The sequence below is a fragment of the Micromonospora sp. NPDC049645 genome (assembly GCF_040675155.1).
Taxonomy (GTDB): Bacteria; Actinomycetota; Actinomycetes; order Mycobacteriales; family Micromonosporaceae; genus Micromonospora.
In genome coordinates this window covers 291,083-316,098 of record NZ_JBFAOI010000006.1, presented here as the reverse complement: position 1 = coordinate 316,098, position 25,016 = coordinate 291,083, and the positions used below count along the sequence as shown (strand labels likewise).

Here is a 25,016-nt window from a genome sequence, read left to right as displayed (position 1 = left end):
GCTTGCTGCGGACGGTCAGTCGGTCAGCGCGGCGTAGACCAGTTGGCGCAGCTGGGAGCGGAGCGGGTATGTGCTGGACGGCATCAGCTGGGTGAACAGCAGCGCGGTGATCTCCTCGGCCGGGTCCACCCAGAACGCGGTGCTGGCCATCCCGCCCCAGTAGTACTCGCCGACGCTGCTCGGCACCCGGCTCGGCACCGGGTCGTCGACCACCGCGAAGCCGAGGCCGAAGCCGATCCCGTCCAGGGTGGTCTCGGCGAACCCGCCGGTGGACAGGGTGCCCAGGTCCTGACCGCCGGGCAGGTGGTTACGGGTCATGAACCGCACCGTGCGCGGGCCGAGCAGCCGGACGCCGTTCACCTCGCCGCCGCGCAGCAGCAGCTGCGTGAAGCGGTGGTAGTCGGCGGCGCTGGAGATCAGACCACCGCCGCCGGAGAGCAACGCGGGCTTGCTGAACGCCAGCGCCCCGAGGCTGTCGTAGCGGACGGCCCGCCCGCTGCGCGGCTCCGGCACGTAGAGCGCGGCCAGCCGGTCGGCCTCGTCGCCCTCCACCCACCAGCGGGTGTCGGTCATGCCCAGCGGGTCGAAGATCCGGTCGGCGAAGAACGCGTCGAGGCTCTGCCCGGAGATCACCTCGACGAGCCGGCCGAGCACGTCGGTGGCGACGGAGTAGCCCCACGCCGAGCCGGGCTGGAACAGCAGCGGCAACTCGCCGAAGGCGGCGCAGGCGCCGGCCAAATCGACGTCCGCCGGCGGGTGAATGTCGTAGCCGGCGGCCCGGTACAGCCCGTCGACCACCGAGGTCTGCATGAACCCGTACGTCAGGCCGGCCGTGTGGGTGAGCAGGTGCCAGACCCGGATCGGCTCGATCGCCGGCACCGTGTACGGCTTGAGCGTGGACCCCTTGGAGTAGACCCGCAGGTCGGCGAACTCCGGCAACCAGCGGCTGATCTCGTCGGTCAGCTCGAACCGGCCCTCCTCCCACAGCATCATCGCCGCGACCGAGGTGACCGGCTTGGTCATCGAGTAGATCCGCCAGAGCGTGTCGGTCTCGACCGGTGCGCCCGACTCCCGGTCCCGCAGCCCGTACGTCGAGGAGTGCGCCACCTCGCCGCGGCGGGTGACCACCACCTGCCAACCGGCCAGGCGGCCGTCGTCGACGTACCGGCCGAAGTGCTCGTCGATCCGCGCCAGCCGCGCCGGGTCGAAACCGATCTGATCCGGGTCCTTGCTCCGAGCCACACTCACGTCGCCGAACCTACTCGTCGGTACCGGGCCACCGGAAGAGGGCTGGACACCGGCCCCGCCGACCGCCGGGTGTCGGTCGCGCCCACTAGCCTGGCCGGATGCCGGAGCTGACCGAGGATGTGACCTTCCGCGACGAAGACTGGTACGGCGAGGAGTTGACCGACCGGCACTTCGTGGGTTGCGAGTTCTTCGGGATGGACCTGACCGAGGCGGTGAGCAGAGGGGCGGTCTTCACCGGGTGCACGTTTGGCAACGTGGCGTTCAACGCGTCCCGGCACGTCGACTCCGCCTTCACCCGTTGCGTCTTTCGGCGGTGCAACTTCTTCGAGGCCGAGTTCACCGGCTGCAAGCTGGTCGGCAGCACCTTCAGCGAGTGTGATCTGCGTCCGCTGACGGTGGACGGCGGCGACTGGTCCTTCGCCGCGCTGCCCGGTGCCGACCTGCGCGGCGTTCGGCTGACCGGGGTGCGCATGCGCGAGGTGGACCTGACCCGGGCCAATCTGACCGGTGCTACCGTCACCGGTGTCGATCTTTCCGGCGCGCAGCTGACCAGTGTCCGGCTCGGCGGCGCCGACCTGCGGGGCAGCGATCTCACCGCGCTCGACCCGACGGTCGTCGAACGGGCCGGTGCCATCGTCGACGTCGAGCAGGCCGTGGTCATCGCGCAGTTGCTCGGTTTTCGGATCGGCTGAGGCGAGGAACGCCGGATCGGTTGACGCGAAGGGTCCTCGTGGTCTGCGGAGCGTCGGGCCGGGTGGGCCAGGATGTCCGTGACCGTCCGGTTGCGGGCTGGACACGTCCGGCAGTCCGGATCTAGCGTGTCGTCCAGCCCGTGCGAACGTGAATCGGACCACAGTGGACGTTGCGGTCCGCGTCGGTCCATGACGACCGGGCGGTTGAGTTGGAGGGGTCGGTGGCGGACGAAGACCGCGCGCGGGCTGGCGATGCGCAGCCGAGGCACCGTCCGCGTGCCAGCACCGCCGGGGGGACCCGCAGCGTGCTGCGCCGCGTCGCCCGTTTCCGACAGCGGCGACGCTGGGTGGTGGAGGGCGTCGCCCTGGTCGCCTGCCTGGTGGTGCTGATCTCGTACCTCAGCACCCGGTCCGGGCCCGAGCCCGGTGGCGACCAGGCGGGTCCGGGCGGTGTTGCCGCCGGGGCCGCCCGTAACCCCGCTCCTCCGGTCGCGGACGGGCGCACCGGCGAGGCGGGGCCGGCGACGCCCGGCCTGCGTCCGCGCCAGCGCCCGCCCTCGCCGGACCCCACGCCGTCGACCAGCGCGCCCGCGCCGCCGCCGGTCAAGCCCGGTTCGCCGGCGCTGTCGGTGACCCGGGGGGAGATGCCCGCCGCCGTCGACCTCACCGCCGTGGGCACCCGGGACTGGGTGCACTGGGGGGCGCGGGGCGGCGGATCGACGATCCGCAAGCGGGCCGGCTCCGGTGAGATCATCGACGGCGGTGGCGCCGGCAAGCGGGTCGGCTGGGACGGCAACCAGGAGTACGTCCGCTGGTCCGACGGCGCACCGGAGCGGTCGACGAACGGCAGCTCCGACGGCGTCTACACCTGCGGTGCCGGGAACGGGTTCAGCCTCGCCATCGCCGGAAGCGGCGAGCCGCGTACGGTCCATCTCTACGCCGGCATCTGGATGGCCCGGGGGCGCCTGGAGGTGCGGTCGTCCACCGGTGGGCCGGTCAGCACCGCTCGGCTGGAAGACCCCTACACCAGTCAGAGTGCCCAGTTCACCATCCGTTTCACCCTGCCGAAGGGTGCCCGGCTACTGGTGAGCTGGACCGTCGAGAAGGCCTTCACGTCGCACTGCGGAAACGTCGGCCTCCAGGCCGTGACGGTGCGCTGACTGACCGGCGGATCGCTGCGCCTGCGCACGGCGGGACAGTTTGTCCGTCGCGTACGGTCGAAGACGTCGTAACTTTCTGCTGTCCCCATCCGACCATCCAGTGTGGAGGCAGCGGAGATGAGTAGCACCGTCCACCGCGTCCGTCGTGCCGTTCCGTCCGGCGTCGGTGAAGCGTCCGGGGAGGGTCTTCGCGACATCCCGCTGCCGCCGTACGTGACGGGCGAGGACACCCAGTTCGCCGTACGGGCGGTGGTGGTGCACGCCCCCCGGCGGTGGTCCGGGGGAGTGGTGTGCCGCAACGATGCCAGCCCGCACCCGTGCCGCCTGCACCGCTGGGGCACCCGGGTGCTGGCGCTGCGCGGGCTGCGGGCCGCTGAGATCGCCGCGCTCATCGAGCGAGGTGACCCGACGGCGGTGGTCCCCCCACCGGACCGTCCGGCCTAGACGCCCGCCGGGCCGGGAGGCGCCCGCGCGCCTCCCGGCCTCCGTTCAGCAGGTGATCGGTTTGACCCAGGAGCATTCGACGCCCTCCGGGGTGCGTGGCGTCTCCGGTACGGCCGGCGGCGCCACCCGCGCCGTCGACACGCCGCCCTCCCGGTATCCCGCCAACGCCACGGCGATCTGGTCCTCCAGCGACTTGACCGACGCCGTCAGGTAGTTGTTCAGCAGGATGGAGAAGGCCAGCAGTCGACCATCGGCGCTGGTGACATAACCGGAGAGGCCGGAGACACCGGTCAGGCTGCCGGTCTTGGCGTGCACGTTGCCCGCCGCCGGTGTGCCGGCCATCCGGCTGCGCAGGGTCCCGCCGACGAACCGCTCGGGCTGCCCGGCGATCGGCAGCGCCGCGTACCAGGTGGCGAACCACGGTTCGGCGCGGACGGCGCTCAGCAGGTCGACGAACTCCGCCGCCGGCACCAGGTTGCGTCGGGACAGCCCCGAGCCGTCCCGCTGGCGCAGCCTGCCGGTGTCCATTCCGGTGTCGGCGACGTACTCGCTGATCGCGGTGAGCCCGGCCGTCCAGGTGCCCGAGCCGGAGAGCACCCGGCCGATCTCCTTGGTCAACACCTCGGCGTGCCCGTTGTTGGAGAGCTTGAGGAATGGCGTCATCAGCTCAGCCAGGCTCATCGAGTCGTGTCGCGCCACCGGTTCGGCCGTCTCCGGGGTGGGCTGGCCGAGCACGGTCCGGCCGAGCACCCGGACGCCGTGTCGGTGCAGCGCCGCCCGGAACACCTCGGCCGCGTAACCGGTGGGTTCCCAGACGGTCACCCAGTCGCTAGCGGGCTCGTCGCCGATGGCGATTTGACCGGTCACCACGACGGTGTTGTTGCCGTGTTCGCGTTCGATCGAGATCGAGGTCTCGCCCTCGCTGACGGTCTGTGCACGGTTGTCGACGCGGACGTACCCGGTGGGCGGGGTCGTGCTGACCACCGGCGGGGCGCCGGCCCGATCGGCCGGGGCGGCGTGCACGATCACGGTGCCCGCGTCGTAGTCGGTGTCCGGGGCAACGGTCAGCGCGGAGACCTGGGCGGCGTAGTAGTAGGGCTCGTCGTCCCAGGTCCAGTCGGGGCCGAGACGGGTGCGGTCGTAGCGGGTGTCGTCGGCGATCAGGTTGCCGTTGACCACCCGTACGCCGTCGGCGGCGACCTGCGCGGCGAGCGCGTCGTAGTCGGCCGCGAGCATGGTCGGGTCACCCCCGCCGTGCAGGTAGAGGTTGCCGGAGAGCAGCCCGGCACGGCGTTTGCCGCTGGCGCGTACGTCGGTGGTGAAGCGGTGCCCCGGGCCGAGCAGTTCGAGGGCCGCCGTCGAGGTCAGCAGCTTGGTGTTGGAGGCCGGGACCAGGCGGCGGTCACCGTTGCGGTCGTAGAGCGTCTGTCCCGTGCTGGTGTCCACCACGACCACCGACGCCTGCGCGCCGGCCAGCCGGGTGTCGGCGAGGATGGTGTCGATGGTGGCGTGCAGCTGGGTGGTCGCGGGGGTGGGCGACTCGGCCGTGGCGCCGGGCGCGCCGGCGGTGGCCGCGGTGGCGACCAGTGCGAGCAGCGCGAGGGCCCGGGGGAAGTGACGGCGATGCATGCGCTGATGCTGCCACGGAGATATTCGCCAGAGAAGGTCCCCGGAAGAAAGATATTGCCGTCCCGGCTAGCCCGATCGGCCGACGGTTTTCTCGTGACCACCCCAGTAGTGCCGCTGCGCCCCCATGACCATCGGTGCGACCAGCGCGGCGAGCGCCCCGCCGAGCAGTGGAAAGACGATGAACACCCAGAGCTGCCGCAGGGCCACGCCACCCTCGAAGACCGCCGGGCCGAACGCGCGGGCCGGGTTGACCGCGGCGCCGGTGAGCGTCACGCCGACCAGTTGGGTCACGGCCAGCGCCAGGCCGATGGCCAACCCGGCGGTCCCCGGATTCTCGCTCCGACTGGTCACCACCAGGACGACCAGCACGAAGAGGAAGGTCAGCACGATCTCCAGCACGGCGGCGCCGCCCCGGTTGATGTGCGCGCCGTAGCCGTTCGTGCCCAGCGCCCCGGTCTGGTCCGCGACGTCGCCCCAGCGGGTCAGCGCCCAGAGCACGAAGGCCGCCAACGTCGCGCCGACGAACTGCGCTATCCAGTACGCCACCGCCCCGAGCACCGAGATCTTTCCGGAGAGCAGCACACCGAGCGTCACCGCCGGATTCACGTGGCTGCCGGAGAGGGGCCCGATCGCGTAGACGAGGGCCACCATCACGAATCCGAAGGCCAGCGCGACCACCACCACGCCGCCCTGGACCCGCGCGGCGACGGCGCTGCCCACTCCGAAGAACACCAGCAGCAGGGTGCCGAGAAGTTCGGCCGCGTACCGGCGAAAGTCGCTCATCGACTCAGCGTAAGCGCAGCTCAGGTGGCCGTTGGCGGAATGGCCTTCTGTGATCGACACGACCGTGCAGGCCGGGCACACCGGTGACATCCGCGGTGTTGCACCCCACGTGGACACCCACTCCGCGGACGTCGTGGTGATCGGCGCGGGGCAGGCCGGACTGAGCGCCGGCTATCACCTGCGCCGCACCGGCTTCCTGCCCGGCAGCGGCTTCGTCATCCTCGACGCCGATGACGGGCCTGGCGGCGCCTGGCAGCACCGTTGGCCGACGTTGGTCTTCGACCGGGTGCACGGCTTCCACGACCTGCCCGGTCTGCCACTCCCGCCCGCCGACCCGAAACGCCCGGCCGCCGAGCAGGTCAGCGCCTACTTCGCCGCGTACGAGAAGACCTTCGACCTGCCCGTGCGGCGACCGGTGCGGGTCCGGGCGGTGCGCTCCCGCCCCGACGGGCGGCTCGAGGTGCGCACCGAGCAGGGCACCTGGGCGGCCCGTGCGCTGATCAACGCCACCGGCACCTGGACCCGACCGTTCTGGCCGCACTACCCGGGCCGGTCGACGTTCCGGGGACGGCAGCTGCACACCGCCGACTACCGGGGGCCCGCCGAGTTCGCCGGTCTCCGCGTGGTGGTCGTCGGTGGCGGCACCTCGGCCGTGCAACTGCTCGGCGAGGTCTCCACCGTCGCCGCGGCCACCACCTGGGTGACCCGCCGGCCGCCGACGTTCAACGACGTGGAGTTCGGCTCGGAACTGGGCCGCGCCGCGGTGGCCCGGGTGGACGAGGCGGTCCGGGCCGGCCGCCCACCGGGCAGCGTGGTGGGCGTCACCGGCCTGCCGGTCACCCCGGAGGTACGCCGACTGCGCGAGCGCGGTGTCCTGGACCGGCTACCCATGTTCGACCGGATCACACCCGACGGGGTGGCGTGGGCGGACGGGCGGTTCGTGCCCGCGGACGTGATCCTCTGGTGCACCGGCTTCCGGGCGGCCATCGACCACCTCGCCCCGTTGGGCCTGCGCACGCCGGGCGGCGGTATCACGATGGACGGCACCCGCGTGGTGGCCGACGAGCGGGTTCACCTGGTCGGGTACGGCCCCTCGGCCAGCACCATCGGCGCCAACCGGGCCGGCCGCGCGGCGGTCAACGAGATCCGCGCCTGGCTGGCCCCGGCCGCCGCTCTCCACTGACCTGGCTCTATTTGACGGATGGTCCGCCAGCGGGCACGGTGGAGGTGACGGGGCCGTCAGCTGCCCCGATTCGATGCGACGGCGACGACCGTTCGCCCCTTTGTCGCCTCCCACGTGTGCTCGTACGCGGGCCGACTGTCCGGTCCGTGCGGTATCCGACCGCGAGCCGAGAATCCACGAGGAGTTCCATCCATGCTCACCATGACCGACAACGCCGTGCTCGTCATCCGTGACCTCGCCAACCAGCAGGACGTCGCCCAGGACGGCGGGGTGCGTATCGCCGCCGACACCGAGGCCGGCTCGCTCACCGTCGAGTTGGTGCCCGAGCCGGTGCAGGGCGACCGGGTGGTCGACAACCAGGGCGCCCGGATCTTCCTGGACGAGGACGCGGCCGAGTTGCTCGGCGACGCGTCGGTGGATGCCACCGTCGACGACGAGGGCATCATCCAGTTCGGCTTCACCGAGAAGCAGTAGGGCCTCAGCGCAGCGAACGCCCCCGCTGCGGCGGACCCTGCCCGGGGTGCCATCTCGGCGTGCCGCCGCCGGCCGGGTGCAACAGCGTGGCGAGCACGTACGCCAGGTGGTGCGAGGTGCTCCACGCCGCCCAGTTGGCGGCCGAGCCGGCGCCGGCGCCCCGACGGGCCCGGCGCAGCAGCTCGTGGTCGCCCCAGGAGAAAGCCGCCCCGGCGCTCGGCCAGTGCGGCGCCGACACCAGCGTGCGACACAGGTCGGCGAACCGGTCGTCGCCGCGCCCACCTCGTCGCGCCCACCGGTAGACCCACCAGCTCCCGTCGTCGGTGTACCGCACGGTCGGCAACCGGTCGCCGGGCTCACCCGTGCCGGGCACGGCCGGGTGGACGCCGTAGTCGCCGAAGTCGACGCCGGCGTCGGCCAGTCGTCGCCACAGCTGCCAGTCCCACCGGTCCAGCTGGATGGGCTCGTCGGTGGGCAGCCGGGACAGCGTGGGCGGCATCCCGCCCGCCGCCACCGTCACCGAACGCCAGGCGTGCCGGCGGGCCCAGTCCAGCAGGTGACGTACCCGGGGCTCGGCGGCCCGCACGTCCGCCGGGCAGCACACGTCCCCCGCGTCGACCAGCAGGTCGCACTCCTCGGGGGCCAGGTCGGTGAACCGCCAGATCCGTTCCACGGCGGTGGTGCTCGCGTCCGGGCCGGCCCGGTCCAGGCCGGCCCGCAGCCGGATGAGCGCCCGCCGGCCGTACGCCCGCGCCGCCGCGCCGTGCACGATCAGCCGATGGTCGCTCTCCGCGAGCCCGATCACCGGCACCACCGGTACGCCCCAGCGGGTCAGCTCCGCCTCGGGGGTGTCGGGCAGCGCGCTGACGTCGACGGCGGGGAGCATCCCGGATGGCAGACGGCGAACGGCGTCCAGTGTGGACCGGTCGATTGCCTTGATCTCCAGCACCGGGGCGACCAGTGCGGCGTGCGCGGGGTCGAGGTGGCTCAGGGCCTCCAGCTCGCCTCGTCGGCTGGCGAGGATGGGGCGGTAGACCGGTCCCGCCCGGCCCCCGTGGGCGGGCACCATACTTCAATCTAGCCAGGCATGCGCATGTCTCACAGGGATGTGAGCCGGAATTAGGCTGCTCGACTGTCGGCTCGGCGACTACCATCCTCCGGTGCTCATGCCAGTTCACCGCTACCGATCCGAAGACGAGGACAGCGCCAGGTGGGCCGGCTTCCCGTTCCGGGACGGCGACATCGTGATCAGCACCCGGTCCAAGAGCGGCACCACCTGGATGCAGATGATCTGCGCGCTGCTGGTGTTGGGGACCCCGGACCTGCCGGCGCCGCTGACCGCGCTGTCACCGTGGCTGGACTGGTCGGTCGAGCCGCGGGACGTGGTGTTCGGTCGGTTGGCCGCACAGTCACACCGGCGGTTCATCAAGACGCACACCCCGTTGGACGGGGTGCCGCTCGACCCCAGGGTGCACTACGTGGTGGTGGCCCGGCATCCGCTGGACCTGGCGGTCTCCCTCTACCACCAGGCCGGCAACCTGGACCGGGCGCGCCTCGCCGAGCTGACCGGCCAACCCGCCCCGTCCGGGCCGCCCCGCGCGCGTCCGCCGGTCGAGCGGTGGCTGTCGAGCTGGGTCGACCAGGAGGTGGACCCGCGCGCCGAGTTGGATTCGTTGCCCGGGGTGATGCTGCACCTGAGTGACGCCTGGGCCCGCCGGCACGAGCCGAACGTCGAGCTGGTGCACTACGACGACCTGCTGACCGATCTGGCTGGGCAGATGCGTCGCCTCGCCGACCGATGGAGTCTTCCGCGTCCCGGGCCGGAGTTGGTCGACGCGGCCACCTTCGGTCGGATGCGGGAGCGCGCCGACCGGCTCGCCCCGGACACGCTCGGGGTGCTGCGTGACCGGCAGGCGTTCTTCCGCCGGGGCGGCTCCGGGCAGGGCCGTGACCTGCTGGACGAGGCCGGGCTCGCCCGCTACCGGGCGAGGGCGGCAGCCCTGGCGCCGCCGGATCTGCTCACCTGGCTGCACCGTTAGCTCCCAAGCCGTCGCACAAAAGCGCCGCGTCACGCCACACCACGCCATGATCGGCGAAACCGGGTGAGCTGGCGCTCCGCCGGCGGGTGCACACGAGCGCGCGGCGCCGTTTCGACCGTGGTCGGAACGTCGCCGCGCTCTGGCCGTCTCCCACCATCGCAGCCGTTCGGCGGTACGCCGGCGGGGACCTGGCTCGACCGGCGTTTCGTGCCGGTCCGCATCCTCGATCCCCGGCCGGGGTGGATCCAAACCCTCTGACCGTGGGGAATTCCACCATCCGCGAGTCCCGGCGTGGCGTGCTGCCGTACGGGGTATGAGCGTGGGCATGGAGCATTTCACTATCGCGACCGTCGCCGAGAAGAGCCCGGATTTCCGGCGGGTGCTGTGGACCGGCGAGCACACCCAGTTGGTCATCATGACCATCCCCGCCGACGGTGAGATCGGCGAGGAGGTGCACGAGGGCATCGACCAGATCCTGACCTTCGTCAGCGGCGTCGGCGAGGCCCGGGTCGGCGGCAACACGAGAAAGGTCGTCGCGGGTGACCTGGTGGTGGTGCCCTCCGGCACCAAGCACAACTTCGTGAACACCGGCCCCAATCCGCTTGTGCTGTACACCGTCTACGGCCCCCCGGAGCACGCCGACCAGGCCGTGCACCGGACCAAGGAGGAAGCCGACGCGGCCGAGGCCGCGGGCGAGGACGAGCCACCGACCGAGTGATCCGCCCGGTGGCCTGTTCCGGGCCGATGCGGGTACCCCCGGCGGGTGGAGCAACAGCCGCCGATCTCCGACTACGGGTTCCTCTCGGACTCCCGTTCGGGGGCGTTGGTCGGCAAGGACGGCTCGGTCGACTGGTGGTGCCCGCACCGGTTCGACGGGTCGTCGGCGTTCGCGCGGCTGCTCGACCCGAGGGCTGGTCACTTCCGGCTGGCGCCGGTCGGGGTCGGCGGCCCGGGACACCGGGTGGAGCGTGCGTACCTGCCGGACACGTTGGTACTACGGACGGTGCACCACACTCCGCACGGCAGCGTGGCTGTCGTCGACGCCCTGGCCGCCGAGGTCGGCGCGCGTGCCCACGAACTGGGCAAGAACTCACCCGCCGTGCTGATCCGGGTGGTCGAGGGGCTGTCCGGACGGGTGCGGATGGCGCTGGACTTCGCGCCCCGCCCGGAGTACGGCCTGCTCACGCCGTACCTGCACGAGCAACCGGACGGTGGGGTGCTGGCCGGCGCCGGGCCCATGGTGCTGATGTTGCGCGCCGGGGGTCTGCACCTGCGGACGGGCACCGACCGGGTGACCCACGAGTTCGAGGTCTCCGCCGGTCAGGTGATCGGGATGGACCTGGCCTTCGGCGCGGCGTACGGCGACCCTCCGGCCCGGATGGACCCGCTGACCACCCTCGCCGAGACGACCGAGGCGTGGCGGGCGTTCCGGGAGACGCACACGTATTCCGGCCGCTACCCGGAGCTCGTCACCCACAGCTCGACGGTCCTGACCGGCCTCACGTACGCCCGCAGTGGCGCGGTCGCCGCCGCGCTGACCTCCTCGCTGCCGGAGCAGATCGGCGGTGATCGGAACTACGACTACCGCTACTCGTGGCTGCGCGACTTCTCGTTGACGATGCGGGCGCTCTGGGTGGCGGCCTGCCCGGACGAGACGTCCCGGCTGTTCGCCTGGGCGACCCGCTCGATCGGCCGATTCGGCGACGAACCCGTCCCGGTGCTCTTCGGGCTTGAGGGCGAGCGCGACATTTCCGAGCACCACTGTCCCCACCTGCGCGGATACCGTGACAGCAGGCCCGTGCGGGTCGGCAACGACGCCTGGCGGCAGCGGCAGCTCGACGTGCCGGGTGAGGTGATGTCCGCGGTGTGGCGGCTGCGCGACTACCTCGGCGCGACGTTCGAGGACGAGTTGCGGGAGATGGTGCTCGGGCTGACCGAGCAGGTGGCCGCGACGTGGCACCTGCCGGACCGCGGGATCTGGGAGACCCGGGACGAGGAGCGCCACTACGTCTCGTCCAAGGTGGCGTGCTGGCTCGCCATGGACCGGGCGGTCGGGCTCGCGGACCGGCTCGGGGATCGGGCCGACCCACGTCGCTGGGCCAAGATCCGCGACGAGATCCGCGACGCCGTGCTGCGCGAGGGGTGGAACGACCGGATCGGAGCGTTCACCGGCGCGTTCGGGTCGGCGGAGTTGGACGCCTCGGTGCTCGCCCTGCCGGTCACACACTTCCTGCCGGCCACCGACCCGCGGATGCGTTCGACAATCGCGATGGTCGAGCGCGAGCTGGGCACCGAGGACGGCCTGCTGCGGCGTTGGACGACCGATCCGGCCGGCTTCCTGCTGTGCTCGTTCTGGCTGGTGGAGTGCCTGGTGATGACGGGTGAGCAGCGGCGGGCCGAGGCGCTCTTCGAGCGGGTGGTCGGGCACGCCAACGACGTGGGCTTGTTCAGCGAGCAGATCGACCTCGCCACCGGGATGCAGCTGGGCAACATGCCGCAGGCCCTCTCGCACATCGGGCTGATCAACGCGGCCTGGCGGATCACCCGGCCGGACAGTTACTGATCGCTCGGCCGGCCTTCCCCCCCCGGAAATCCTGCAACAGACCTGCAAGCGCCAGGCATTGACGCTGATGCTTGGGCAGTCCTAGCCTCGAAAGAGCGGGAAAGCCCTTTCCCCAGGGTTTTGATCCCGCTTCACCCCGCTTCGGATCCGGGCGTCCGGCGGGGCGCACACCGATCCCGCTCAGCACGCGGCACGCCGTCCCCCCACGTCTCGGCGCGGCGGCCGAGGGATCGCCACCACATGCGTCAAGGAGGACACCTGTGCAAAAAACACGACTTCCCGGCCGCCGACCACTCCTACTGGCGGTGGGTGCCGGGGTGACCGTGGCGGCCCTCGCCGCCGGCATGACCTCGGCCCTCGCGGCCACCGTCTTCAGCGACGACTTCACCGACGGCGACACCTCCGGCTGGTCCAAGTCCGGCGGCACCTGGGCCGTCGACGGTTCGGGAGTGCTCAGCCAGTCCAACGCCGGCAGTGAGCTGGCCCGGCAGTTCGCCGGCCAGACCAGCTGGACCAACTACACGGTGCAGGCCCGGGTCCGGCCGACGAACTTCGGCTCGTCCAGCGCCCTGGTCGGGCTCGCGGCCCGCTCCACCAGCAGCACCAAGATGTACCGGTTGGCTCTGCTGGGCTCCGGCCGGGCCGAACTCCAGGCGGTCAACGGCAGCTCCGTCACCGCGATCGGCTCGGCCGCACTGGGTGTCGGCACCGGCACCTGGTACACCCTGCGGATCGAGACCAGCGGCAGCACCATCCGCGGCTTCGTCAACGGCACCCAGATCGCGTCCGGCAGCAACAGCCTGGCCGGCGCCGGCCGGATCGGCCTGGTCACCGCGTACGCCAGCGCAAGCTTCGACGACGTGCTGGTCGACTCGTCCGGTGGCGGCACCCCGACCCCGCCGCCGCCGACCACCACTCCGCCGCCGACCAGCACGCCTCCGCCGGCCGGCTGGCCGACGCCCAGCAGCAGCCAGAAGGTCGACGCGACGATCCCGGTCTCCGGGACGTTCGACGGCGGGCTCAAGCGTTACTACGGCATCGGTGACGGCGGGCAGAGCGAGAGCCAGGATCCGATGTTCGAACTGGCCGCCGGCGCCACCCTGCGCAACGTGATCATCGGCGCCCCGGCCGGTGACGGCGTGCACTGCGAGGGCAACTGCACCCTGATCAACGTCTGGTGGGAGGACGTCGGCGAGGACGCGGCCACCTTCCGGGGCGGCAGCACGTACACCGTCGACGGGGGCGGCGCCCGCTCCGCCAGCGACAAGGTCTTCCAGCACAACGGCTCGGGCACCGTCTACATCAAGAACTTCCGGGTGGAGAACGCCGGGAAGCTCTACCGGGCCTGCGGCAACTGCTCCACGTCGTACCAGCGGCACGTGGTGATCGACAACGTGACCGTCCGGAACACCGACGCGATCGCCGGCATCAACACCAACTGGGGCGACACCGCCCGCTTCAGCCGGATCACCATCGTCGGCGACCCGGACCGGGAGACCTCGATCTGCGTGAAGTACAAGGGCGTACCGAAGGGCAGCGAGCCGACCGAGATCGGCGAGGGCGCCGACGGCGTCAACTGCCTCTACTCACCCTCGGACATCACCTACCAGTAGACCGGCACGAAGGCACCCCGCGCACCGCCCGGTCCGCGGGGTGCCGCCAGGTCACTCCATCAGGGGTACGCCGGACACGTCGACGGTGTCCGGATACTTCAGCCCGGCGCCGGTGTTGAGCACCACCACCCGCTCACCGGCCCGGATCCAGCCGCCGGCGCGCAGTTGCCGCGCCGCCGTGAGGCAGGCCGCCCCCTCCGGGCAGAGCAGCAGCCCCTCGCGGGCGGCGAAGTCCCGCAGGTCGGCCAGGATGTCCGCGTCGTCGACGGCGACGGCCGTGCCGGAGGACTCCCGCAGTGCCGCCAGGATCAGCTCGTCGCCCAACGGCGCCGGCACGGTGATGCCGAACGCCACCGTGTGCGCGTCCGCCCACGGCTGCGCCCGGTCCTCACCGGCGGCGAACGCCCGCACGATCGGCGCGCAGCCGGTGGACTGCACCGCCACCAGCCGGGGCAGCTTGTCGCCGATCCAGCCCAGCTCACGCAGCTCGTGCAGCGCCTTGTGGATGCCGATCAGGCCGACACCGCCGCCGGTCGGGTAGATGATCACGTCGGGCGCCTGCCAGCCGAGCTGCTCGACGATCTCGTACCCCATCGTCTTCTTGCCCTCCAGCCGGTAGGGCTCGCGCAGCGTGCCGGCGTCGAAGATCGCCCCGTTCGACTCCGCGATCAGCTCGGCGACCCGCCGCCCGGCGTCGCCGATCAGTCCGTCGATCAGGCGCAGGTCGGCCCCCGCGGCGACGCACTCGCGCCGGCAGATGCTCGGCGCCTCCAGCGGCATGACAATGGTGGCGCCCATCCCGGCCCGCGCGGCGTAGGTGGCCCAGGCCGACCCCGCGTTGCCGTTGGTGGGCATCGCGATCCGCTCGACGCCCAGCTCACGGGCCCGGCTCACACCGACCGCCGCGCCCCGGGCCTTGAACGAACCGGTCGGGATCAGCCCCTCGTCCTTGACCATCAGGTCCGCGACGCCGATCTCGGCGCCGTACGCAGGTGCGCGCAACAGCGGCGTCCAGCCCTCGCCCAGCGTGGTGACGTGCCGAGGATCCGCCACCGGCAGCAGTTCCCGGTAGCGCCACAGGTCCGCCGGGCGCAGCGGGAAGCGTTCCGGGGTGACCGCCTTCGCCACGGCCGGCAGGTCGTAGCGGGCCAGCAGCGGTGACCCGCACTCGCAGAGGTTCTGTACCCGGTCGGCGGCGTACTCCTTGCCGCAGCGTGGGCAGTCCAGATGGGTCAGGTACACGTCACTCCTCGCCGTCAGACCGCGTCGATGCTCAGCCAGTGCCGGCTGCGCCGCCCCGACTCGTAGGCCGAGTCCAGTCGCTTGGCGACCACGCCCGGCAGGCCCTGTTCCCGACCGGCGCGCAGGGCCTCGTCGCCCGCGCCCGGGAACCACGGCGGAGTCTGCCAGTGCCCACCGGCCAAGGCCAGCCCATCCAGCAGCTCCCGGCGTTGCGCGTACGGCACGTCGACGCTGCTCACGCCCTCCAGCCAGAGCAGGTCGACGACCAGGTACTGGGCACCCGCGGGAACCCGGCTGCCGCTGGTCGGCCGGACCGGGCGGACCCGCCCGGCGGCGTCGATGCGGACCAGCACGCCGTCGAGCACCGCCTCGGTGGGCGCGAGCGCCTCGGCCATCGCGCGCAGCCACGGGTACCCGCCGGTGATCTCCTCGTCGGTCTCGGAGAGCAGCCGCAGCCGCCCACCGGAGACGTACGCCATCGCCCTGACCCCGTCCCAGCGCAGCTCGTACCCCCAGGCCGCGCGGTCGCGGGGGAGCCCGGCGGCGGGCGTGGCGTGCATCGGTCGGACCAGGTCGGGCATCGGCGTCCAGCCCGGCGGCGCGGGGTCGGTCCGCCGGACCATCCAGTCCCGCCCGCCGGTGGAGAACAGGACGTAGCGGCCGGCGGTGCGCTCACCGTAGAGCGTCACGATCACCTCGTCGTCGCGCCACTTCTCACACTCGTAGGTGCCCCGGTCGTGGATCAGCATCCGGCCGCCGCCGTACTCGCCGGCGGGGATCTCGCCGGCGAAGTCGAGGTATTCCATCGGGTGGTCCTCGGTGTGCACGGCGAGGTGCTTGCGACCCGGATCGCGGGGCAGCCCGCGCGGCACCGCCCAGGAGGCGAGCACCCCCTCGTGCTCAAGGCGGAGATCCCAGTGCAGGCTGCGGGCGTGGTGCTGCTGGATGACGAAACGCGCGGCGTCGGCGCCCGGACCGGCCGGCGAAGGGCTCCCCGGCGGCACGGGCTCCGGTGTCCGGGCCGCGTCCCGCCGTCGCCGGTACTCCTCCAGCCGGTCGGTCACACCCGCATTCTCCGGCAAACCGGACCGGTGCGCTGGACGCCGGAGTGTCCGGTTCGCTCGGCGGCCGGGGGTGCGGCGGGGTAGAACGGACCTCATGGACCTCACCGACCAGCCCACCGCCCTGCTCCCCGGTGACGTGCGGATGCCTCTGCTCGGCTTCGGCACCTGGCAGGCCACCGGCCAGGCCGGCTACGACGCCGTGCTGGCCGCGCTCGACACCGGGTACCGGCACCTCGACACCGCGACCATGTACGGCAACGAGCGGGAGGTCGGTCGGGCGGTGCGGGAGAGCGGGCTACGCCGGGAGGACGTCTTCATCACCACCAAGCTGCCGCCCAGCCAGGTGGGCCGGGAGCGGCAGACGCTGGAGGCCAGCCTGGAGGCGCTCGGCGTCGACCACCTGGACCTCTGGCTGATCCACTGGCCGCCGAGGTCGCCGGCGGACAGCATCCCGCTCTGGCGGGAGTTGATCGCCGCCCGGGACGAGAACCTCACCCGGGCGATCGGTGTCAGCAACTACAGCACCGCACAGATCGACGAGCTGATCCAGTCCACCGAGGAGAACCCGGCGGTCAACCAGATCGAGTGGAGCCCGGCGCTGTACGACCGGCAGCGGCACGCCGAGCACCGGGACCGGGGGGTGGTGCTGGAGGGGTACAGCCCGTTCAAGACCAGCGACCTCAGTGACCCGGTGCTGGTCAGGATCGCCGCCGCGCACGGCGTCTCCCCGGCGCAGGTGGTGCTGCGCTGGCACATCGACCACGAGATCGTGGCGATTCCGAAGTCGGTGACGCCGGAGCGGATCACCGCCAACTTCGACGTCTTCCACTTCTCGCTGACGGCGGAGGAGATGCGCGACATCGACGCGCTCGGCGAGGTCTGAACCGGCGATTTCCTTCAGCGCGACACACGCCATTGAAGGGTATCGACATCGACGTACGTGACGGTATAGCGTGCCCGTCATCACGTTCGTCGATCCGTTCGTGCCCGCCGTCGCTGGAGGATCGCCATGACCCGATCACCATCCATCCGTCTGCGCCGCCGCGGCGTGCTCGGCATCCCCGCCCTGGTGGCAGCCGCGCTGACCGTCGTCGCCCGCCCCACCCCGGCCGGCGCCGCTCCGAAGGCCGAGTGCCTCGCCGACCTGATCCAGGACGCCTGATGGCGACGATCCCCTGGCTGGTGGACGTGCTGCGGGGTGCCGGGGTCCAGGTCGTGGTCGAGGGGGACTGGCTCAACCGGATGCGACCCGGCTCCTTCGACCCGATCGGGGTGCTCTGGCACCACACCGCCTCGACGTCCAGCGCCAGCAACCCGCACCCGGCGCTCGGCATCTGCATCAACGGCCGGTCCGACCTGCCGGGGCCGCTGTGTCAGGCGCTCGTCGACTACCACGGCGTCTTCCACGTCATCTCCGCCGGCCGGTGCAACCACGCGGGGGTCAGCGGCGGCAGCGGGCCCATCCCGGCCGGTGACGGCAACACCCTCATGATCGGGTGGGAGATCGACTACAACGGCGTCAACCAGGAGATGACCGCCGCGCAGTACGACGCGTCGCTGGCCGCCACCGCCGCCGTGCTCACCCGCCTCGGCCGGGACAGCAGCTACGCCCGGGGCCACCGGGAAACCAGCACCACCGGGAAGATCGACCCGTCCTTCATCGACCTGAACGTGATGCGGGCCGACGTGGCGGCGAGAATGGCCGGCGGTGGCACGGCCTGGTCGTCCACCGTGGACAACACGACCAGCGGCCGGTTCACCGCCAGCGCCAACTGGGGGGTGTCATCGTTCTCCAGCCAGCGCTACGGCGCCGACTACCGGTACGCGGACCCGGTCGCCGCCAGCGACCCCGCCTGGTACCGCTTCAACGTCCCGGCGGCCGGCAACTACCGGGTCGAGGCCTGGTGGCCGACGAACAGCGGCTACAACAGCGCCACCCCGTACATCATCGCGACCAGCAGCGGTAACCGGACGGTGTACGTGGACCAGCGGGTGACCGGCGGGCAGTGGCGGATCCTCGGCACGTTCGCCCTGCCCGCGGGCGACGCCAACCGGGTAGCGGTGAGCCGGTGGAGCAACACCACCGGCCTGGTCATCGCCGACGCCGTACGCCTCACCCGGGTCTGACGATCCCCACTTCGGTACGGGCGGCGGGTGCCGGCCGTGCTGATCCACTCGGCTTCCGGGAAGTCGGGGTGTCCCAGGCGCGAGGATGCCCCGACTTCACGAGATCGGCTTGGATCGTGGCGGCGGCAACTCGTAACGGACCGACCCCTGGCGCGGGCACTGGACGGGCCGTTTGCCGGTGCCGAGCCCGTCGGTGCCCGCACGATGAAGCCACGAACCGTGCACCTCACTCACGTGGACGTCGCCACCGGAGCGCGTGTAGGACGCCTGCCAGTCGCGGATGGTCTCGTAGGCGCCGTGGTCGAGATAGTCCAGGTGTAGTTCGAGTTCGACGTGCTGCCCCGGGGGCAGGGCGGCGAGTCGGCGGGTGAGTCGTCCGGAGGCGACGAAGGCGAGGGTTCCGGTGATCGACACGAGCCAGGCGCCGGAGTTCGGCTCGGTGACGTGGATCTCGCAGCGGGCCAACCGCCACAACATGAAGAGCGCTGCCGTCGCCATGCCCAGTCCGACCCCGATGAGCAGATCCGTCGCTGCCACGCCGACCGCGGTGACCACATAGATGGGCAGCTCCCGGTGCCGGGCGTACGTGCGGATCTGGGCGAGGCTCACCAGCCGCAGGCCGACCACCACGAGGACGGCGGCGAGCGCCGCCATCGGGATCATTTCCAGCAGTACGGCGCCGGCCATCACGAACCCGGCGATCCAGACCCCGTGCAGGATGGTCGACGCGCGGGTTCGTGCCGCGGCCGCCACGTTGGCCGAGCTGCGCACGATGACGCCGGTGACCGGGAGACCGCCGAGCGTTCCGGACACGGCGTTCGCGGCGCCCTGAGCGATGAGTTCACGATCGAGGTTCGCCCGTGCGCCGTGGTGCATCCGGTCGACGGCCACCGCGGAGAGAAGAGATTCCACGCTCGCTACCAGGGCGATGGTGAGGACTGCCGGGATGACCTCCCACAGCGGCGAGTCGGGCCAGCGGGCGAAGGTGAGCGCGTCCAGGGGGTTGGCGGGCAGATCCACCCGCTCCACGTCGGCGCCGACGGCCGCCGCGACCACGGTGGCGACCACCACCGCCACCAGGGTCGCCGGCAGCATGGTGGTCTTGACCAGCCGTGACCAGACCAGCAGCAGCGTCATGGTCAGCGCGCCGAGCAGCACGGACACGCTGTGGTAGTCGGCGACCTGGCCGGGTAGGTCACGGAGATTCGCCCACGCGGAGCTCTGGGGCGCACCGCCGAGCGCGACGTGGACCTGGCTCAGCGCGATGACCAGGCCGATGCCGGCCAGCATCCCGTGTACGACCGTTGGCGACAGAGCGAGCGCGGCCCGCCCGAGGCGGGTGACGCCCAGCAGGATCTGCAGCAGCCCGGCGACGGTCACGATCGCGGCGGTGCCGGCGAAGCCGAACTCGGCGATGGTGCCCGCGACGATCACGGTGAGGCCAGCTGCTGGTCCGCTGACCTGGAGCGGTGCCCCGCTGAGGGCGCCGGCGACGATCCCGCCCACGACGGCGGCGACCAGCCCGGCCAGCAGGGGTGCTCCGGAGGCGGCGGCGATGCCCAGGGACAACGGGATGGCGATCAGGAAGACAACGATCGACGAGGGGACATCGTGCCGAAAAGACGCAAAAGCCGACATGCCCCGGAAGGTACTTACATAATATTAATGCATAGTTAAGCGTGATTCTTTCACCCTCGATATCGCCGTCGTGGCCGCATGAAATGTCACGCCGACGGTCTGGGCCAGCCCGCGACCAGCGACGTGCGGGGGCGTGACCGTCCAGGTCACGCCCCCGCACGTTCGTGGTGTCGGATCAGTTACGGGAGCAGGTCGCCCCGTTGAGCGAGAAGCTGGTCGGGGACGAGTACGACCCGCTCAGGGTGCCCTGGTAGCCGAAGCTCGCCGTACCGCCGGGCGCGAGGGATCCGTTGTGGCCGGTGTTGCGGGCGGTCACCGTAGACCCGCTCTGGCTCACCGTGGCGTTCCACGCGTTGGTGACCGTCTGCCCGCTGGGCAGGCTGTAGTTGAGCGTCCAGCCGTTGATCGCGCTGGACCCGGTGTTGGTGATCTGCACGTCGGCGGTGAAACCGTTGTTCCACGAGTTCGCCGTGTACTTCACCGCGCAACTGGCGCCACCGCTCGGCGGCGGGGTGGTCGGCGGCGGGGTGGTGGGGTTGCCACCGCCGTTGACGTTCGCCGAGAACGACGTCACCGCGAGGCCGACGCCGCCCTGCCAGGGCTCGAAACCGGCCTGGATGCTGGTCAGGTACCAGGAGTTGGTGATCGCGCCCCGGTTGCGGGTGTCGTTGATGAAGTCCAGCACGCTGAAGTTCAGGCTGGAGATCGCCGACGGCGCGACGTAGGAGATGACGTTGTTGGAGCCGTTGCTGCCCCGCCAGACCTCCCAGGTGCGGCCGGCCAGGTTCGTCGTGCCGACGACCGAGCCGATGGGCTGGATCGGGCCCTGCCGGTTGAGCCAGATCATGATTTCCATCTGGTTCACCCCGTCCTTCTTCGGCGACGGGTCCAGCCAGATGTCGTACGACGCGTTGTAGGTGGCGCCGCTGACGTAACGGTAGGAGATGCTGCTGGTGGCGCTGCTGATCTGGCTCACCTGGATCGGCAGGTTCGTGCCGGGGGAGCAGTTGGTGTAGTGACAACCGAAGAACACCGAGGGGTACGCGGTGGGCGCGCCGTTGGTGGGGCTGCTGCCATTCAGGGTGGTGATCTCGAAGCCACTGCTGGTGACGTTGATGCACTGCTGGGCGGTGGTGCCCCAGCGGTTGTTCTGCACCACGTACCGGCCCTGGATGGTGGTCGAGCCGTACTGTTCGCAGATCAGGGTGTCGGCGGAGGCGTTGCCGCCGAGGGCCACGGCCACCAGTGAGCTGGCGACCAGCAGCCCGGCGGCGGCCAGGGCCCGAAGTTGACGTTTCATGACGCTCCTTGACTCGGCGCGTGCCGGGCGCCGGATGTGGTGGGGTGGTGCGGGAGCGCTCCCACGCTCAACGACACATTTACATGTATGTAATTGCTGCGCAACCGTACGCGTCAAACTGGTGAATTGTGAGGATTGCCATGCCCCCGACGGACGGCTGGCGTCGGACGGCCAGCTGAGCGGCGCGCCACGCCGACGAGCGGTGGTGGGCAGACCGATTGGGCCTGGTGTGCGCCGATCGCTCCGAGTAGCGTGTTGCCTCCAACGCGTGCCGCTCCCCCTCCGGAGGCGTACACCACCATGGGTGGCTCCCCCCTGCGCATCCTCGTCGTCGGCGCGGGCATCGCCGGCCTGGCCGTGGCCCGGGCGCTGCGCCTGGCGGGCTTCCGGCCCGACGTCACCGACAAGTTGCCACCGGGGGAGTCCACCGAGACCGGCCTCTACCTGCCCGGCAATGCCGCCCGCGCACTCCACCGGCTCGACCTGCACGACCCGGTCCGGCCGACCGGGCAGGTCATCCACCGGCAGCGGTTCTTCGACGCCGCGGGCGCGCAACTCTGCGAGGTCGACCTGGACGCCCTCTGGGCCGGCGTCGGCGAGTGCCGGGCGCTGCCCCGGGCCGACCTGCACCGGGTGCTGCTCAGCGGCGCAGGCGGTGCCGTCCGGCACGGCGCCGAGGTCCGCACCCTCGACCTGCTCCCGGGCGCGGTCGGCGTCACCTTCACCGACGGCACCACCACCGAGTACGACCTGGTCATCGGCGCCGACGGGCCACGCTCCTCGGTCCGTGCGCTGGCCGCGCTCGGTGGGCCGCCGCGCCCGGTCGGGCAGGTGGTCTACCGGGCCGTCCTGCGCGACGGTCCGCCGGTCACCGAGTGGACCGCCCTGCTCGGCCAGCGCTCCGGCTTCCTGATGGTGCCGATCGGTGCCGGGCGGCTGCATCTCTACGCCGACGAGGCCGGCACCGAGGAACCCGCCGATCCGCTGGCCCGGCTGCGGGAGCTCTTCGCCGACTACCGAGGCCCGGTGCCCGAGGTGTTGGCGGCCCTCGACGAGGTGCACGTCGGGATCACCGACGAGGTGGAGTTGGGCCGCTGGTACCGGGGACGTGTCCTGCTGGTCGGCGACGCCGCGCACGCCACCGCGCCGACGCTGTCCCAGGGCGCGGCCATGGCACTGGAGGACGCCGTGGTGCTGGCCGAGTCGCTGCGCGCCGCGAACAGCGTGGAGGCGGCGCTCGTGGCGTACGAGAGTCGTCGCCGTCCGCGTACCCGATGGGTGCGGGACCGGACCCGGGACCGCAACCGGACCAGGGACGTCCCGCCGGCGCTGCGCGACCCGCTGCTGCGCGGACGCGGCGACCGGATCTTCGGGGAGCACTACCGGCTCCTGCTCGGCCCGCTGTAGCCCCGTTGTAGATCGTGTCACGCCACCCCACGCGGCGCTGCGACCTGCCGGGGACTATCCTCCTTGCGGATGACGGCCCGCCGATAACCAGCGTGTGCCGAGCGGGACAACCGAGAACCGGAGGCCACTCGTGACCACCGTCGCACCCAAGCCGGTCGTGACCCGGCCCTGGCCGGTCCGGGAGCCGGTCAAGGGGTCGGCCATCGCGCGGCTGCTGCGAACCACGGACGCGAAGCAGATCGGGATCATGTACATGATCACCGCGTTCGTGTTCTTCATGATCGGTGGCCTGATGGCCCTGGTCATGCGGGCTGAGCTGGCCCGACCCGGGCTGCAGTTCCTGTCGCCGGAGCAGTACAACCAGCTCTTCACGATGCACGGCACGATCATGTTGCTGTTCTTCGCGACGCCGATCGTCTTCGCCTTCGCGAACTACATCGTGCCGATCCAGATCGGCGCGCCCGACGTCTCCTTCCCCCGGCTGAACAGCTTCGCCTACTGGCTGTACCTGTTCGGCGGGACGATGGCGACCGCCGGGTTCATCACCCCGGGCGGCGCCGCCGACTTCGGCTGGTTCGCGTACGCGCCGCTGAGCAGCGTCGAGCACTCGCCCGGCGTCGGCGCCAACATGTGGATCATGGGTCTGGCCATCTCCGGTCTGGGCACCATCCTCGGTGCGGTGAACATGATCACCACCGTGCTGACCCTGCGTGCGCCCGGCATGACCATGTTCCGGATGCCGATCTTCACGTGGAACATCCTGGTCACCAGCCTCCTGGTGATCCTGGTCTTCCCGCTGCTGGCCGCCGCGCTGTTCGCGCTCGCCGCGGACCGCATCCTCGGCGCGCACGTGTACGACCCGGCAACCGGTGGGCCGATGCTCTGGCAGCATCTGTTCTGGTTCTTCGGGCACCCCGAGGTCTACATCGTGGCGTTGCCGTTCTTCGGCATCATCAGCGAGGTCATCCCGGTCTTCTCCCGCAAGCCGATTTTCGGCTACAAGGGTCTGGTCGCCGCGACCGTCGCGATCGCCGCGCTCTCCATGAGCGTCTGGGCGCACCACATGTTCGCCACCGGCCAGGTGCTGCTGCCGTTCTTCAGCTTCCTGAGCTACCTGATCGCCGTGCCGACCGGTATGAAGTTCTTCAACTGGATCGGCACCATGTGGCGGGGCCAGATCAGCTTCGAGACGCCGATGCTCTGGGCGGTCGGCTTCCTGGTCACCTTCCTCTTCGGTGGTCTCACCGGTGTGCTGCTGGCCAGCCCGCCGATCGACTTCCACGTGTCGGACTCGTACTTCGTGGTGGCCCACTTCCACTACGTGCTCTTCGGCACCATCGTGTTCGCGGTGTTCGCGGGCATCTACTTCTGGTTCCCGAAGATGTTCGGCCGGATGCTCGACGAGCGCCTCGGCAAGGTGCACTTCTGGCTCACCATGATCGGCTTCCACACCACGTTCCTGGTGCAGCACTGGCTCGGCAACGAGGGCATGCCCCGTCGCTACGCCGACTACCTGCCCAGCGACGGCTTCACCACGCTGAACACGATCTCCACGATCGGCGCGTTCATCACCGGTATCTCGACGCTGCCGTTCATCTACAACTGCTGGAAGTCGTACAAGACCGGCCCGGTGGTCGAGGTTAACGACCCCTGGGGTCACGGCAACTCGCTGGAGTGGGCGACCAGCAGCCCGCCCCCGCTGCGCAACTTCGACAAGATGCCCCGGATCCGCTCGGAGCGGCCGGCGTTCGACGCGAAGTTCCCCGAGCTGGCCGCAGGCCAGAGCGTGGCCGGCCCGCCAGAGGGTGGCGCCAAGCCGCTCACCAGCGAGTCGGACGGCGGTGCCAGCTACCGCGAGGACACCGCCAGCGACGTCGACCGGCACTGACGCAAGCTCGGCACTGACGAAAGCTCAGCAGTACGACGGGCGCCGCCCCCCGGTACCACCGGGAGCGGCGCCCGTCGCCATGTCCAGCTGCCTTGGCTAGTCTTGCCCAGCCCCGGGTCTGCCTCGCCCCGCATCCGGCCCCGCCAGGTCTGCCTCGCCCGGCCCGCCTGCCCGGCCGCCTGCCCGCCTGCCCGGCTGCCTGCCTGCCTGGCCCGGCTGCCCGGCTGCCCGCCTGCCCGGCCCGGCTGCCCGCCTGCCCGGCCCGGCTGCCCGCCTGCCCGGCTCGGCTGCCCGGCCCGTCTGCCCGGCCCGTTTGTCTGCCCGGCCGCCTGCCCGCCGGGCCGGCCGGGCCGGCTCGCTTGGCCCGCCTGGGCGGCGTGAGGGGATTTCCGGGAGACTGGCACTCTGAAGAGCGTTATACCTGTGGGTCATAAATATGCCTCACAGGTATAACCGCTGTGAGCATGTGTGCCGACGGCTCTGGGCGGTGCCCTCGGGGATAACCGAGCAGATGCCTGCCCG

At 71.3% G+C, this 25,016-nt stretch carries 22 protein-coding genes; 14 read left to right on the top strand and 8 right to left on the bottom strand.

Translation table 11 applies throughout. The features are described 5' to 3' along the window. Window positions 1–15: 15 nt before the first annotated feature. Window positions 16–1,248 (bottom strand): serine hydrolase domain-containing protein, encoded by a 1,233-nt coding sequence (locus tag AB0J33_RS16960; RefSeq protein ID WP_363614446.1) that lies wholly within the window; start codon window positions 1,246–1,248, stop codon window positions 16–18. Window positions 1,249–1,346: 98 nt separating this feature from the next. Here AB0J33_RS16960 and AB0J33_RS16955 point away from each other — a divergent pair, with 98 nt between their 5' ends. The 3 genes from AB0J33_RS16955 (at window position 1,347) to AB0J33_RS16945 (ending at window position 3,544) form a co-directional block, all read left to right on the top strand. Next, a complete protein-coding gene (locus AB0J33_RS16955; RefSeq protein WP_363614444.1) occupies window positions 1,347–1,940 on the top strand; it encodes a pentapeptide repeat-containing protein in 594 nt (197 codons plus the stop codon). Between the two features lie 305 nt (window positions 1,941–2,245). Beyond that, window positions 2,246–3,100, top strand: a complete 855-nt coding sequence (locus AB0J33_RS16950) for a hypothetical protein (protein WP_363614442.1) — start codon at window positions 2,246–2,248, stop codon at window positions 3,098–3,100. 117 nt (window positions 3,101–3,217) lie between these two features. Beyond that, complete coding sequence (locus tag AB0J33_RS16945; protein WP_363614440.1) at window positions 3,218–3,544, top strand: hypothetical protein; 327 nt, start codon at window positions 3,218–3,220, stop codon at window positions 3,542–3,544. Between the two features lie 45 nt (window positions 3,545–3,589). Here AB0J33_RS16945 and dacB read toward each other — a convergent pair whose 3' ends face one another. Next, window positions 3,590–5,173 (bottom strand): D-alanyl-D-alanine carboxypeptidase/D-alanyl-D-alanine-endopeptidase, encoded by a 1,584-nt coding sequence (gene dacB, locus AB0J33_RS16940; protein ID WP_363614438.1) that lies wholly within the window; start codon window positions 5,171–5,173, stop codon window positions 3,590–3,592. Window positions 5,174–5,239: 66 nt separating this feature from the next. After that, complete coding sequence (locus tag AB0J33_RS16935) at window positions 5,240–5,956, bottom strand: aquaporin (protein WP_363614436.1); 717 nt, start codon at window positions 5,954–5,956, stop codon at window positions 5,240–5,242. 49 nt (window positions 5,957–6,005) lie between these two features. On the opposite strand from AB0J33_RS16935, the gene AB0J33_RS16930 reads away from it, so the two are divergent. Both AB0J33_RS16930 and AB0J33_RS16925 read left to right on the top strand, forming a co-directional pair. Beyond that, entirely contained in the window at window positions 6,006–7,139 is a 1,134-nt protein-coding gene (locus AB0J33_RS16930) for an NAD(P)-binding domain-containing protein (RefSeq protein ID WP_363614434.1), read from the top strand. Between the two features lie 192 nt (window positions 7,140–7,331). Further along, window positions 7,332–7,613 carry an adhesin gene (locus AB0J33_RS16925; RefSeq protein WP_091393621.1) on the top strand — a complete coding sequence of 94 codons (282 nt, stop codon included), beginning with the start codon at window positions 7,332–7,334 and terminating at the stop codon, window positions 7,611–7,613. 4 nt (window positions 7,614–7,617) lie between these two features. On the opposite strand, the gene AB0J33_RS16920 is transcribed toward AB0J33_RS16925, so the two are convergent. Further along, window positions 7,618–8,682, bottom strand: coding sequence for a hypothetical protein (locus AB0J33_RS16920; RefSeq protein ID WP_363614432.1), 1,065 nt, complete (start codon window positions 8,680–8,682; stop codon window positions 7,618–7,620). A 97-nt stretch (window positions 8,683–8,779) separates the two neighbouring features. On the opposite strand from AB0J33_RS16920, the gene AB0J33_RS16915 reads away from it, so the two are divergent. The 4 genes from AB0J33_RS16915 (at window position 8,780) to AB0J33_RS16900 (ending at window position 13,828) form a co-directional block, all read left to right on the top strand. Beyond that, entirely contained in the window at window positions 8,780–9,652 is an 873-nt protein-coding gene (locus AB0J33_RS16915; protein WP_363614633.1) for a sulfotransferase domain-containing protein, read from the top strand. A 325-nt stretch (window positions 9,653–9,977) separates the two neighbouring features. Beyond that, the gene (locus AB0J33_RS16910) at window positions 9,978–10,370 is read left to right on the top strand and encodes a cupin domain-containing protein (protein WP_363614430.1); all 393 of its coding nucleotides are present in this window, start codon (window positions 9,978–9,980) and stop codon (window positions 10,368–10,370) included. Between the two features lie 45 nt (window positions 10,371–10,415). Continuing rightward, window positions 10,416–12,215 (top strand): glycoside hydrolase family 15 protein, encoded by a 1,800-nt coding sequence (locus tag AB0J33_RS16905; RefSeq protein ID WP_363614428.1) that lies wholly within the window; start codon window positions 10,416–10,418, stop codon window positions 12,213–12,215. Window positions 12,216–12,475: 260 nt separating this feature from the next. Then, window positions 12,476–13,828, top strand: coding sequence for a pectate lyase (locus AB0J33_RS16900; protein ID WP_363614426.1), 1,353 nt, complete (start codon window positions 12,476–12,478; stop codon window positions 13,826–13,828). 51 nt (window positions 13,829–13,879) lie between these two features. Here the strand turns inward: AB0J33_RS16900 and AB0J33_RS16895 are convergent, their stop codons facing one another. Continuing rightward, window positions 13,880–15,070 carry a threonine synthase gene (locus tag AB0J33_RS16895; RefSeq protein ID WP_363614424.1) on the bottom strand — a complete coding sequence of 397 codons (1,191 nt, stop codon included), beginning with the start codon at window positions 15,068–15,070 and terminating at the stop codon, window positions 13,880–13,882. A gap of 14 nt (window positions 15,071–15,084) precedes the next feature. Further along, window positions 15,085–16,134: a DNA polymerase ligase N-terminal domain-containing protein gene (locus AB0J33_RS16890; RefSeq protein WP_363614422.1), complete on the bottom strand. Its 1,050-nt coding sequence runs from the start codon at window positions 16,132–16,134 to the stop codon at window positions 15,085–15,087. A 94-nt stretch (window positions 16,135–16,228) separates the two neighbouring features. Between AB0J33_RS16890 and AB0J33_RS16885 the strand changes: the two genes are divergently transcribed. The 3 genes from AB0J33_RS16885 to AB0J33_RS16875 all read left to right on the top strand — a co-directional run bounded on the left by AB0J33_RS16885 (window position 16,229) and on the right by AB0J33_RS16875 (window position 18,261). After that, window positions 16,229–17,017: an aldo/keto reductase gene (locus AB0J33_RS16885; RefSeq protein ID WP_363614420.1), complete on the top strand. Its 789-nt coding sequence runs from the start codon at window positions 16,229–16,231 to the stop codon at window positions 17,015–17,017. A 126-nt stretch (window positions 17,018–17,143) separates the two neighbouring features. Further along, window positions 17,144–17,296: a hypothetical protein gene (locus tag AB0J33_RS16880; RefSeq protein WP_363614418.1), complete on the top strand. Its 153-nt coding sequence runs from the start codon at window positions 17,144–17,146 to the stop codon at window positions 17,294–17,296. Beyond that, on the top strand, window positions 17,296–18,261 hold the full coding sequence (locus tag AB0J33_RS16875; RefSeq protein ID WP_363614416.1) for an N-acetylmuramoyl-L-alanine amidase: 966 nt from the start codon (window positions 17,296–17,298) through the stop codon (window positions 18,259–18,261). Before AB0J33_RS16880 ends, AB0J33_RS16875 begins: the two co-directional genes overlap by 1 nt. Before the next feature lie 96 nt (window positions 18,262–18,357). On the opposite strand, the gene AB0J33_RS16870 is transcribed toward AB0J33_RS16875, so the two are convergent. Then, window positions 18,358–19,899, bottom strand: coding sequence for a SulP family inorganic anion transporter (locus AB0J33_RS16870; protein WP_363614414.1), 1,542 nt, complete (start codon window positions 19,897–19,899; stop codon window positions 18,358–18,360). Window positions 19,900–20,074: 175 nt separating this feature from the next. Next, the gene (locus tag AB0J33_RS16865; RefSeq protein WP_363614412.1) at window positions 20,075–21,199 is read right to left on the bottom strand and encodes a cellulose binding domain-containing protein; all 1,125 of its coding nucleotides are present in this window, start codon (window positions 21,197–21,199) and stop codon (window positions 20,075–20,077) included. Window positions 21,200–21,499: 300 nt separating this feature from the next. Here AB0J33_RS16865 and AB0J33_RS16860 point away from each other — a divergent pair, with 300 nt between their 5' ends. Further along, window positions 21,500–22,606, top strand: a complete 1,107-nt coding sequence (locus tag AB0J33_RS16860; protein ID WP_363614410.1) for an FAD-dependent monooxygenase — start codon at window positions 21,500–21,502, stop codon at window positions 22,604–22,606. Window positions 22,607–22,736: 130 nt separating this feature from the next. Next, window positions 22,737–24,494: a cytochrome c oxidase subunit I gene (gene ctaD / locus AB0J33_RS16855; RefSeq protein WP_363614408.1), complete on the top strand. Its 1,758-nt coding sequence runs from the start codon at window positions 22,737–22,739 to the stop codon at window positions 24,492–24,494. Window positions 24,495–25,016: the final 522 nt, after the last annotated feature.

Bases quoted from the DNA above. Each gene is read 5' to 3' on its own strand.
- AB0J33_RS16955 (WP_363614444.1), top strand. From the start codon at position 1,347: ATGCCGGAGCTGACCGAGGATGTGACCTTCCGCGACGAAGACTGGTAC.
- AB0J33_RS16945 (WP_363614440.1), top strand. From the start codon at position 3,218: ATGAGTAGCACCGTCCACCGCGTCCGTCGTGCCGTTCCGTCCGGCGTC.
- dacB (WP_363614438.1), bottom strand. From the start codon at position 5,173: ATGCATCGCCGTCACTTCCCCCGGGCCCTCGCGCTGCTCGCACTGGTC.
- AB0J33_RS16935 (WP_363614436.1), bottom strand. From the start codon at position 5,956: ATGAGCGACTTTCGCCGGTACGCGGCCGAACTTCTCGGCACCCTGCTG.
- AB0J33_RS16925 (WP_091393621.1), top strand. From the start codon at position 7,332: ATGCTCACCATGACCGACAACGCCGTGCTCGTCATCCGTGACCTCGCC.
- AB0J33_RS16920 (WP_363614432.1), bottom strand. From the start codon at position 8,682: ATGGTGCCCGCCCACGGGGGCCGGGCGGGACCGGTCTACCGCCCCATC.
- AB0J33_RS16915 (WP_363614633.1), top strand. From the start codon at position 8,780: ATGCCAGTTCACCGCTACCGATCCGAAGACGAGGACAGCGCCAGGTGG.
- AB0J33_RS16910 (WP_363614430.1), top strand. From the start codon at position 9,978: ATGGAGCATTTCACTATCGCGACCGTCGCCGAGAAGAGCCCGGATTTC.
- AB0J33_RS16885 (WP_363614420.1), top strand. From the start codon at position 16,229: ATGGACCTCACCGACCAGCCCACCGCCCTGCTCCCCGGTGACGTGCGG.
- AB0J33_RS16880 (WP_363614418.1), top strand. From the start codon at position 17,144: ATGACCCGATCACCATCCATCCGTCTGCGCCGCCGCGGCGTGCTCGGC.
- AB0J33_RS16875 (WP_363614416.1), top strand. From the start codon at position 17,296: ATGGCGACGATCCCCTGGCTGGTGGACGTGCTGCGGGGTGCCGGGGTC.
- AB0J33_RS16870 (WP_363614414.1), bottom strand. From the start codon at position 19,899: ATGTCGGCTTTTGCGTCTTTTCGGCACGATGTCCCCTCGTCGATCGTT.
- AB0J33_RS16865 (WP_363614412.1), bottom strand. From the start codon at position 21,199: ATGAAACGTCAACTTCGGGCCCTGGCCGCCGCCGGGCTGCTGGTCGCC.
- AB0J33_RS16860 (WP_363614410.1), top strand. From the start codon at position 21,500: ATGGGTGGCTCCCCCCTGCGCATCCTCGTCGTCGGCGCGGGCATCGCC.